Origin of the sequence: Silicimonas lutimaris (assembly GCF_047314965.1) — a bacterium.
GTDB lineage: Bacteria > Pseudomonadota > Alphaproteobacteria > Rhodobacterales > Rhodobacteraceae > JAVJUV01.
This window is the reverse complement of the sequence record NZ_JBLBVK010000037.1, coordinates 43,805-52,807: the sequence shown is the minus strand read 5'-3', so window position 1 is coordinate 52,807 and position 9,003 is coordinate 43,805. Positions and strand designations below refer to the sequence as shown.

At 61.5% G+C, this 9,003-nt stretch carries 10 protein-coding genes; 8 read left to right on the top strand and 2 right to left on the bottom strand.

Annotated elements, in window-relative coordinates; genetic code table 11:
• Positions 1–6: 6 nt before the first annotated feature.
• A complete protein-coding gene (locus ACKLNI_RS04245; RefSeq protein WP_413716991.1) occupies positions 7–135 on the top strand; it encodes an integrase core domain-containing protein in 129 nt (42 codons plus the stop codon).
• On the opposite strand, the gene ACKLNI_RS04240 is transcribed toward ACKLNI_RS04245, so the two are convergent.
• Complete coding sequence (locus tag ACKLNI_RS04240) at positions 94–327, bottom strand: hypothetical protein (RefSeq protein WP_413717783.1); 234 nt, start codon at positions 325–327, stop codon at positions 94–96. The two genes, ACKLNI_RS04245 and ACKLNI_RS04240, sit on opposite strands and share 42 nt — an antisense overlap.
• A 34-nt stretch (positions 328–361) precedes the next feature.
• Complete coding sequence (locus ACKLNI_RS04235; RefSeq protein ID WP_413717780.1) at positions 362–730, bottom strand: putative quinol monooxygenase; 369 nt, start codon at positions 728–730, stop codon at positions 362–364.
• Positions 731–847: 117 nt separating this feature from the next.
• Here ACKLNI_RS04235 and ACKLNI_RS04230 point away from each other — a divergent pair, with 117 nt between their 5' ends.
• From ACKLNI_RS04230 to ACKLNI_RS04200, 7 genes are all read left to right on the top strand, one after another.
• Entirely contained in the window at positions 848–1,435 is a 588-nt protein-coding gene (locus ACKLNI_RS04230) for a TetR/AcrR family transcriptional regulator (protein WP_413717779.1), read from the top strand.
• Between the two features lie 393 nt (positions 1,436–1,828).
• Positions 1,829–3,409, top strand: a complete 1,581-nt coding sequence (locus ACKLNI_RS04225; protein WP_413717778.1) for an ABC transporter substrate-binding protein — start codon at positions 1,829–1,831, stop codon at positions 3,407–3,409.
• Between the two features lie 126 nt (positions 3,410–3,535).
• Complete coding sequence (locus ACKLNI_RS04220; protein WP_413717777.1) at positions 3,536–5,104, top strand: ABC transporter substrate-binding protein; 1,569 nt, start codon at positions 3,536–3,538, stop codon at positions 5,102–5,104.
• Between the two features lie 23 nt (positions 5,105–5,127).
• On the top strand, positions 5,128–6,111 hold the full coding sequence (locus ACKLNI_RS04215; RefSeq protein WP_413717776.1) for an ABC transporter permease: 984 nt from the start codon (positions 5,128–5,130) through the stop codon (positions 6,109–6,111).
• On the top strand, positions 6,111–7,067 hold the full coding sequence (locus tag ACKLNI_RS04210; RefSeq protein WP_413717774.1) for an ABC transporter permease: 957 nt from the start codon (positions 6,111–6,113) through the stop codon (positions 7,065–7,067). Before ACKLNI_RS04215 ends, ACKLNI_RS04210 begins: the two co-directional genes overlap by 1 nt.
• A complete protein-coding gene (locus ACKLNI_RS04205; RefSeq protein ID WP_413717773.1) occupies positions 7,064–8,038 on the top strand; it encodes an ABC transporter ATP-binding protein in 975 nt (324 codons plus the stop codon). Before ACKLNI_RS04210 ends, ACKLNI_RS04205 begins: the two co-directional genes overlap by 4 nt.
• Positions 8,035–9,000: an ABC transporter ATP-binding protein gene (locus ACKLNI_RS04200; protein WP_413717772.1), complete on the top strand. Its 966-nt coding sequence runs from the start codon at positions 8,035–8,037 to the stop codon at positions 8,998–9,000. Before ACKLNI_RS04205 ends, ACKLNI_RS04200 begins: the two co-directional genes overlap by 4 nt.
• The last annotated feature ends 3 nt before the right edge of the window (positions 9,001–9,003 follow it).

Sequence of the window (9,003 nt, the reverse complement as noted above, 5' to 3'; positions counted from 1 at the left end):
GCTCAGATCGTCATCAATCACTGGCTCAGGCAGTACAATCACACCCGGCCGCATCAGGCACTCAACATGCGCCCGCCCGTTCCTGAAACCCTATTAGAGAAACCCCTGATCAGTGGCCCATACACAGGGGGCTAGACAGCCGGGCTCATTGGCTTCAAGTATCTCGCCGACGGCTCCATAGGTGGCGACAAGCCGCTCCTCTTGCCCTTCGTGCGCTGTCCAAACGTAGGTGAGTGCGATTTCAGAACCGTTTTCGGCCATTGCAGGCGCACCCATCACAGCGATTATTGCAGCGGCGGCGGTCAATTTCAGGTTTGGGAAGGTCATTGGTCTATCCTTTTGGGTTTGGTCGTCGTTTGGTTCAGCGGTTGAAGCCAACTCTGTGGCAGGCGAATTCGGCAGCGAGCCCCATGGCTTTGGCCGCCTGCTGCATCTCTGCCGGGACATCGCCGAAGAAGAGAAAGGCACCCGGCGTTGCGACTTCGAGAAGGCTTGGGAAATGCGGGCCCGCCGTTTCGCTCAGGTGAAAGCCCAGTGCACCCGCATCAGCAAAGACGTCGCGCACATAAAGCGCGTTTTCATCTTCCGACACATAGATCTGCACTTCCAGAGCGCCGGGCTCATTCGCCTGCATGGCGTCGGTTACGCCGTCATAGATGCCTTTGAGCACGTCAAGCTGCCCCGGCTTTGCGGTCCATTTGTAGACGACTGTGATTGCGTTCGTGTCCATGATCTCTCTCCGGTTTTGGTTCCTAGTGGTCAGTTCCAGTATGGTAACTGATCGATTACCTTGACATAGGTAACTGATCGATTACCATGGAGTCAATAAGCATTCTTGAGGACGCCGATGCCCAGCCCAAAAGGATACAATCGCGAAGAGGTTCTTGACCGCGCCATCGAACTGTTTCGGCGGCAGGGGTATTCGGCGACCAGCACCGCTGAACTCGTTGATGAACTGGGGATGAACCGAAAAAGCATGTATGCTGAGTTCGGGTCCAAGCAGGAACTCTTCGAAGCCGCTCTTGATCGCTACAGCGAGATCAACTTGTCCCGCGTGCTGGCGCCAATTGAAGCGCCTGAAGCCAACGCGCAGACCATCCGTGATGCCTTCCTCGGCTATGCATCTGCCAGTGAGTCGAAGTTCCGTGGTCTTGGCTGTCTCATGGCTAATACAGCCGTTGAACGGGCCGCACTGGACCCGGGGAGTGCGAAGTATGTCGATGCCTATCTCAACAGACTAACTAAGGGGTTTCGAAACGCTTTAGAGAATGCCCGAAGAGATGGTGATGTCACCGAAGACGCGAGTCTTGATGACCTTGCCGCTCATTTTGTGAACGCGGTGGTGGGTATCTCAGCGCTGCTCCGGGCAAGGGCAACGCCAGAGCAAATGTATGCGGCGGGCCGTGGTGCGACCTGCATGCTGAGAGCGCACTGAACCACCGAAACTCAATAGCAGCCGTTCGCTCGAGCAGTTTCAACGGCAGCAAAGTCCCGCAACTCGGTCATTACCCAAATTTCTGCGAACGTCCGCTACTGTGAGAAGCAGCCATTAGGCGACGTCGAGCCGGACTGGGTGGTCGACCTGACCGTCCGGTTGTTCCGGAACAAGGGGCGTTCGAACGGGCGACGCGTGCGATCTGGGCTTTTCTGGAAGTTCGGGAATCGGTGCCGCTTCTGGCCGAGGCATAGAAGGTTCCGCTTGAGCATGGCTCAGGGAGCCTGGGGCATTTCTTGACGTTTATTGTCGGGAAAGCGCTTGTCGGCCTTGTGGTTTGTCCCGGTTTGTCGAAAAGTGGTGCATCACAAAAAAAGCCGACTGGGAGAATTCATGAGCATCGTAAAGAAAGTCGCATTGGCGTCTGTGGCCGCATTGATTGCGGTTCCGTCTTATGCCGAGACATTGCGCTGGGCGCGGGCCGGCGACGCCCTGACCCTTGACCCTCATTCGCAGAACGAGGGTCCGAGTCACACGATCCGCCACCAGATGTATGAGCCTCTGATCATCCGTGACACGACGGGCGCTTTCGAGCCTGCACTGGCGACGGACTGGGCGCCGAGCGCAGAGGATCCGAATGTCTGGGTCTTCAATCTGCGCCAGGGTGTGAAGTTCCACGATGGAGCTGACTTCACGGCGGAAGACGTGGTCTTCAGCTTCGAGCGTGCGAAACAGCCGAACTCGGACATGAAAGAGCTGATCGGCTCGATCACCGAGGTGCGCGCGGTAGACGACCACACGATCGAGATCGTCACCGACGGGCCGAACCCGATTCTGCCCTCGAACCTGACCAACCTCTTCATCATGGACAAGGGCTGGACCGAGGCGAACAACACGGTCAACGTGCAGGATTTCGAGGGTGGCGAGATCACCTTCGCGACCACGAATGCTAACGGCACCGGCCCCTACAAGCTGGTCAGCCGCGAGCCCGACGTGAAGACCGTGATGACGCGGAACGACGGCTATTGGGGACGCGACATGTTCCCGATGGAAGTGACCGAGATCGTCTACACGCCCATCCAGAACGCGGCGACGCGGGTGGCGGCGCTGTTGTCGGGCGAGGTGAACTTCCTGCAGGACATGCCGGTTCAGGATCTTGCCCGCGTCGATGCCGCCGATGGTCTGGTCGTCAAGCAAGCGCCGCAGAACCGGGTCATCTTCTTCGGGATGAACCAGGGCGCCGAGGATCTCGAAGCCGACAATGTCGACGGCAAGAACCCGCTGGCGGATGTGCGCGTCCGCAAGGCCATGTCGATGGCGATCAACCGCGACGCCATCCAGCAGGTCGTCATGCGCGGTCAGTCGCAGCCTGCGGGCATGATCGCGCCGCCTTTCGTCAACGGCTGGACCGAAGCGATGGATAGCGAGAGCACGACCGACATCGAGGGCGCCAAGGCGCTGATGGCCGAAGCCGGCTACGGTGACGGGTTCTCGATCCGGCTGGATTGCCCGAACGATCGCTATATCAACGATGAGGCGATCTGCCAGGCAGCTGTCGGCATGCTGGGCCAGATCGGCGTTACGGTGAACCTAGACGCCAAATCCAAGGCGCAGCATTTCCCGCTGATCACCGACGGGAAGACCGATTTCTACTTGCTGGGCTGGGGCGTGCCGACGTACGATTCCGAGTACATCTTCAACTTCCTGGTGCATGGCCGCGAGAGCGATATCGGCACCTGGAATGGCACCGGTTTCGACAACGACGAGCTGGACGCGAAGATCAAGTCGCTGGCGTCGAACACGGACCTTGAGTCACGGAGAGCGGATATCGCGGATATCTGGCGCGTCGTGCAGGACGAGGTTCTCTATATCCCGATCCATCACCAGGTCCTGAACTGGGGGATGGCGGACGGTGTCGGGATCGACGTCGATCCCGAGGATCAACCGAAGGTGAAGTATTTCACCATGAACTGACTGGCATTGCCGGTGTCAGGCCGGTCCCGCGCGGGGCCGGCCTGTTTCATGTTCCAGCCTCATGGCTTCATACCTTGCCCAACGTTGCGTGAGGTGAACTGCAACCCTGCCGGGGAGATTATCCAGATGCTTAGACTGACATGCGCAATCGCGATGAGTGCGGCACTTGCTGTGCCTGCCGTCGCCGAGGAATTCCGCTGGGCGGGCCAGACCGATCCGCAGACCATGGATCCGCATGCCGTCAGTTCGGCCCCGGTTCTGGGCTTTCTGAGCAATGTCTATGACGGGCTTGTGCGCATGTCGAAGGACATGAAGATCGAGCCCTCGCTGGCCGAAAGCTGGGAACCGATCGGCGCTGGCGATGGCTGGCGTTTCAAGCTGCGCCAGGGCGTGACCTTCCATGACGGCGCTGTTTTCGACGCCGATGACGTGCTGTTCTCCTACGAGCGCGCCTCCGACGAAAGCTCGGATGTTCGAAGCTGGTTTTCTCCGGTCACGGAAATTCGGGTCGTGGACGATTACACGGTTGAATTCTACACCAACGCGCCCAACCCGCTGTTCCCCGCTTCGATCGCGAATTGGATGATCATGGACAGGGGCTGGGCCGAGGCGAACAATGCCGAGCGGCCCGACAAGGAAACCGGGAATTTCGCGACGCTGAACGTGAATGGAACGGGCGCGTTCAGGCTGGAGGATCGCCAGCCGGGACTGACCACGACGCTTGTGCCGAACGAGGCATGGTGGGGCGAAGCGGAGCACAACATCACGCGCGCGATCTTCACGCCGATCCAGAACCCGGCGACGGCGGTTGCGGCCTTGCTTTCGGGGGATGTCGATTTCGTAGAGCCGGTTCCGATCCAGGATGCAGCGCGTCTGTCGGCGACGGACGGCGTGCGTGTGATCCAGGGCGTGGAGACCCGGATCATCATGCTTGGCTTCTCGCATGAGGCGGAAACCCTAAAGTATGGTGCCAGCGCTGGTGCGCCGAACCCGTTCCGCGATGTGCGCGTGCGCGAAGCGGTGGCGAAGGCGATCAATGTCGACGCGATCTTGCAGACGATCTGGCGCGGCAGCGCCGAGCCAGCGAGCCAGCTTGTGCCGCCGGCGCTGAGCGGGTTTTCAGCGGCCAACGCGGAGCGCCCGGCCCATGATCCCGATGCGGCCCGCGCGCTGCTGGCCGAGGCGGGCTATGCCGACGGTTTCGGGTTCGGGCTGAAATGCACCAACGACCGCTATCCAAACGACGAATCCGTTTGCCAGGCGATCACGGGGATGCTGGCTCAGGTGAGGATCACTGCCGATCTGGACGCGATGCCGGTCGCCAATTACTGGCCGGAGCTGCGCGCGGACAATTTCGACATGTATCTTCTTGGCTGGTCTCCCGGCGGATCGCTGGATCACGAGCATCCGCTGCGTTTCCTGGCCTCCACGCCAAACGAGGAAAAGCGCCTGGGCTCGTGGAACTTCGGCGGTTATTCCAACGCGCGGCTGGACGAGCTTTTGCCGATGATCCTGGCCGAGATCGATGCCGGCAAGCGGCAGGCGATGCTGGACGAGGTCACCGCGCTTTATCAGGCGGACGTGGCCTATGTTCCGCTTTACGTCCAGCCCTTGGTCTGGGGCACGCGCGACAATATCGAGCTGACGCAGCGGCCGGATAACTTCTTCATCCTGCGCTGGGTGACGGTGAACTGATCAAATTACAACGGTTGTCGTAGATGCTTGCCTTCATCATCCGACGGATCGGGCAGTCTATCCTCGTCCTACTGGTCGTGGGGCTGGTTGCCTTTTCCATGTTCCGTTTCGTCGGCGACCCGATCGACAACCTTCTGGGGCAGGAGCGGACGATGGAGGATGTGGAGCGCCTGCGCGCCCAGCTTGGCCTCGATCAGCCGTTTCCCATCCAGTATTTCAAGTTCTTGGAAGGCGCCTTGCAGGGCAATTTCGGGGTAAGCTATCGACAGGGCCGGCCGGTGGCGGAGATCCTGTTGGAGCGCGCTCCGGCGACGCTGGAACTTGCGGCTGTCTCCGGAATTCTGGCGATTCTGTTCGGCATCGCGCTTGGGGTATTCACCGCGATCCGGCGCAATGGTGCGACGGCACATATCATCATGGCGACCTCGCTGATCGGCGTGTCGCTGCCGACCTTCCTGATCGGGATTTTGCTGATCTACCTGTTCTCGGTCGAACTTGGCTGGCTGCCATCGTTCGGGAGGGGCGAGACGGTAGCGCTAGGCGGGTGGTGGACGACCGGCTTCCTGACCGAGAGCGGGCTGAAGGCGCTGATCCTGCCGTCGATCACGCTTGGGCTGTACCAGATGACGCTGATCATGCGGTTGGTCAGGTCGGAGATGCTGGAGGTGCTGCGGCAGGACTATATCCGCTTCGCCCGCGCGCGCGGACTGCGGGACAGGGTGGTGCATTTCCGGCATGCGTTGAAGAACACGATGGTGCCGGTGGTCACCGTGATCGGGTTGCAGTTGGGCGCGATCATCGCCTTTGCGATCATCACCGAAACGGTGTTTCAGTGGCCCGGGGTGGGGCTGTTGTTCATCAACGCGATCCAGTTCGTCGATATCCCGGTCATGGCGGCCTACCTGATGCTGATCTCGGTCATGTTCGTGGGCATCAACCTGATCGTCGATATCCTATATGTCCTTATTGATCCGAGGCTTCGAGTCGACCGGGCGGGAGGTCACTGATGAGCGATGCATCGAGGCCGATCGACTCGAAGCCCGTCGAAAAAGGGCGCTGGGCGCGGTTCCGGGACAGCGATTTCTACTACTCTTTCCGGCGGTCTCCGGTGGCCATGGTGTCGTTCGCGGTCGTCTGTCTTTTGGTTCTGTCATCGGTTCTTGCGCCGCTGATCGCGCCCACGAACCCGTTCGATCCGGCGAGCCTGAACCTGATGGACGGGTTCACTCCGCCGATGGAGCCGAACGCGTTCACCGGCAGCACCTTCCTGATGGGTACCGACGACCAGGGGCGGGACGTGTTCTCGACCATTCTCTACGGCATGCGGGTTTCTCTGTTTGTCGGGTTCTCGGCGGTTCTGTTCGCGATGGTGCTGGGGATCGTGCTGGGGTTGTTGTCGGGCTATTTCGGAGGCTGGACCGAGACCATCATCATGCGGATCGCCGATGTGCAGCTGACCTTTCCGTCGATCCTGGTGGCGATGCTGATCTTCGGCGTGGCCAAGGGCTTTACGCCGGTCGAGTACCGGGACCAGATGGCGATATGGGTGCTGATCCTGGCGATCGGGCTTAGCGACTGGGTCCAGTTCGCACGCGTGGTGCGTGGGGCGACACTGGTCGAGAAGAGCAAGGATTACGTCGCAGCCGCGCAGCTGATCGGGCGCAGCCCGTGGGCGATCATGATCCGGCACATTCTGCCCAATGCGCTGTCACCGGTACTGGTCATCGCGACGATCTCGCTTGCGCTGGCGATCATCGCTGAGGCGACGCTGAGCTTCCTCGGCGTGGGTGCGCCGCCCACCCAGCCTTCGCTTGGGACGCTGATCCGGATCGGGCAGGGTTTCCTGTTCTCGGGCGAGTGGTGGATCCTGTTCTTCCCGGCCTGCACGCTTCTGGCATTGGCTCTGTCTGTGAACCTGCTGGGGGATTGGTTGCGGGATGCTTTGAATCCGAGGCTGAGATGACCGGACCCGTCCTCTCCATTCGAGGCCTTACGGTCGAGATTCCGACGCGGCAAGGCATCGTGAAACCCGTGGACGGCGTAACCTACGACATCGGAAGGGGGGAAACCCTGGGCGTTGTCGGCGAGAGCGGCGCGGGCAAGTCGATGGCCGGGAATGCGGTGATCGGGCTCTTGAACCCGCCTGCGCATATCTCGGGCGGTGAGATCTGGCTGAACGGCAAACGCATCGATCCGCTGGAAGGCGAGGCGATGCGGCGGCTTCGTGGCAAGGAGATCGGCATGATCTTTCAGGATCCGCTGACCTCGCTCAACCCTCTTTTGACCATCGGGGATCAACTGGCGGAGACGATGCTGACGCATCTCCCCATTTCCCAGAAGGAGGCAGAGCGCCGGGCGGTTGCAGCTCTGGAAGAGGTCGGGATTCCGGGCGCGGCGGAGAGGATCGACAGCTATCCGCACGAGTTCTCGGGTGGCATGCGGCAGCGGGTTGTGATCGCGCTGGCGCTTTGCGCGGAGCCCAGCCTTGTGATCGCGGATGAGCCGACCACGGCGCTGGATGTCTCGGTGCAGGCGCAGATCATCGCGCTTCTGAAACGACTCTGCCGCGATCGGGGAACGGCGGTGATGCTGATCACCCACGACATGGGCGTCATCGCCGAGGCGGCGGACAGGGTGGCGGTGATGTATGCCGGGCGGCTGGCGGAACTTGGTCCGGTTCGCGAGGTTCTGACGGCGCCGGAGCATCCTTATACTCATGGGCTGATGGCCTCGACGCCGCTGGCATCGCTTGGGCAACGGCGGCTGCACCAAATTCCCGGCTCGATGCCCCGCCTTACGCAGCTGCCGGAGGGGTGCGCGTTTCATCCGCGCTGCCCGCGCGCCCAGGACAAGTGCCGGCATGCGCCGTGCCCCGTGAAGGGCGAGGGGCGGGCGGCCTGTTGGTTCCCGATGGTGGCGGAGGCGGCAGGGTGAGTTCTTACGTTTCGATCAAGGGGCTGACGCGTGTGTTCGATGTCTCGAAACCCTGGCTCAACCGGGTTCTGGAGCGGCGCGGCAAGGCATTGCTGACAGCCGTTTCGGATGTGAGTTTCGAGATCGAGGAGCGCACGACCTATGCGCTTGTGGGCGAAAGCGGGTCTGGCAAGTCGACGATAGGGCGGATGGTCGTTGGACTGCTGCGACCGACCGGAGGCGCGATCGAGGTCCAGGGCGTCAATATCGCGACCGAAGCGGATTCCGGGCGGGTCGCCGATGTGCGCTCGAACATCCAGATGATCTTCCAGGACCCTTATGCCTCGCTGAACCCGCGCTGGCGCGTCCGGGACATCATCGTCGAGCCGGTCGCGTTCCGGGGTGGCGACACGGAGGGTCTGGCCGAGCGGCTGCTGCAGCAGGTCGGCTTGCATCCAGCGGATGCCGGCAAGTTCCCGCACGAGTTCTCGGGCGGCCAGCGGCAGCGAATTTGCATTGCCCGAGCGCTGGCGTCGCGGCCGCGGCTGATCGTCTGCGATGAGCCGACATCGGCACTGGATGTCTCGGTTCAGGCGCAGGTTCTGAACCTGATGAGCGACCTGAAGGATGAGTTGGGCCTGACCTATCTGCTGATCACCCATGATCTGACCGTTGTGCGGCACATGGCGGACCGCATCGGCGTTCTGTACCTGGGGCGCCTTGTCGAGGAGGCGGATCCGGCCGCGCTGTTCGAGGCGCCCAAGCATCCCTATACGCGCATGCTTCTGGACGCCGCGCCGCGCATGGACGCTTTCGGTCGTGAGGTGGACCCGCCGAAGGGCGAGATTCCGGACCCGATCAATCCGCCTTCGGGATGCGCGTTTCATCCAAGGTGCCCGCTGGCCACCGATATCTGCCGGAGCGAAAGGCCAAAGACCCGCCGGATCGATGGGACGGTGGTGGCCTGCCACCTGGCTGAATGAGGC

Bases quoted from the DNA above. Each gene is read 5' to 3' on its own strand.
- ACKLNI_RS04240 (WP_413717783.1), bottom strand. From the start codon at position 327: ATGACCTTCCCAAACCTGAAATTGACCGCCGCCGCTGCAATAATCGCT.
- ACKLNI_RS04235 (WP_413717780.1), bottom strand. From the start codon at position 730: ATGGACACGAACGCAATCACAGTCGTCTACAAATGGACCGCAAAGCCG.
- ACKLNI_RS04230 (WP_413717779.1), top strand. From the start codon at position 848: ATGCCCAGCCCAAAAGGATACAATCGCGAAGAGGTTCTTGACCGCGCC.
- ACKLNI_RS04225 (WP_413717778.1), top strand. From the start codon at position 1,829: ATGAGCATCGTAAAGAAAGTCGCATTGGCGTCTGTGGCCGCATTGATT.
- ACKLNI_RS04220 (WP_413717777.1), top strand. From the start codon at position 3,536: ATGCTTAGACTGACATGCGCAATCGCGATGAGTGCGGCACTTGCTGTG.
- ACKLNI_RS04215 (WP_413717776.1), top strand. From the start codon at position 5,128: ATGCTTGCCTTCATCATCCGACGGATCGGGCAGTCTATCCTCGTCCTA.
- ACKLNI_RS04210 (WP_413717774.1), top strand. From the start codon at position 6,111: ATGAGCGATGCATCGAGGCCGATCGACTCGAAGCCCGTCGAAAAAGGG.
- ACKLNI_RS04205 (WP_413717773.1), top strand. From the start codon at position 7,064: ATGACCGGACCCGTCCTCTCCATTCGAGGCCTTACGGTCGAGATTCCG.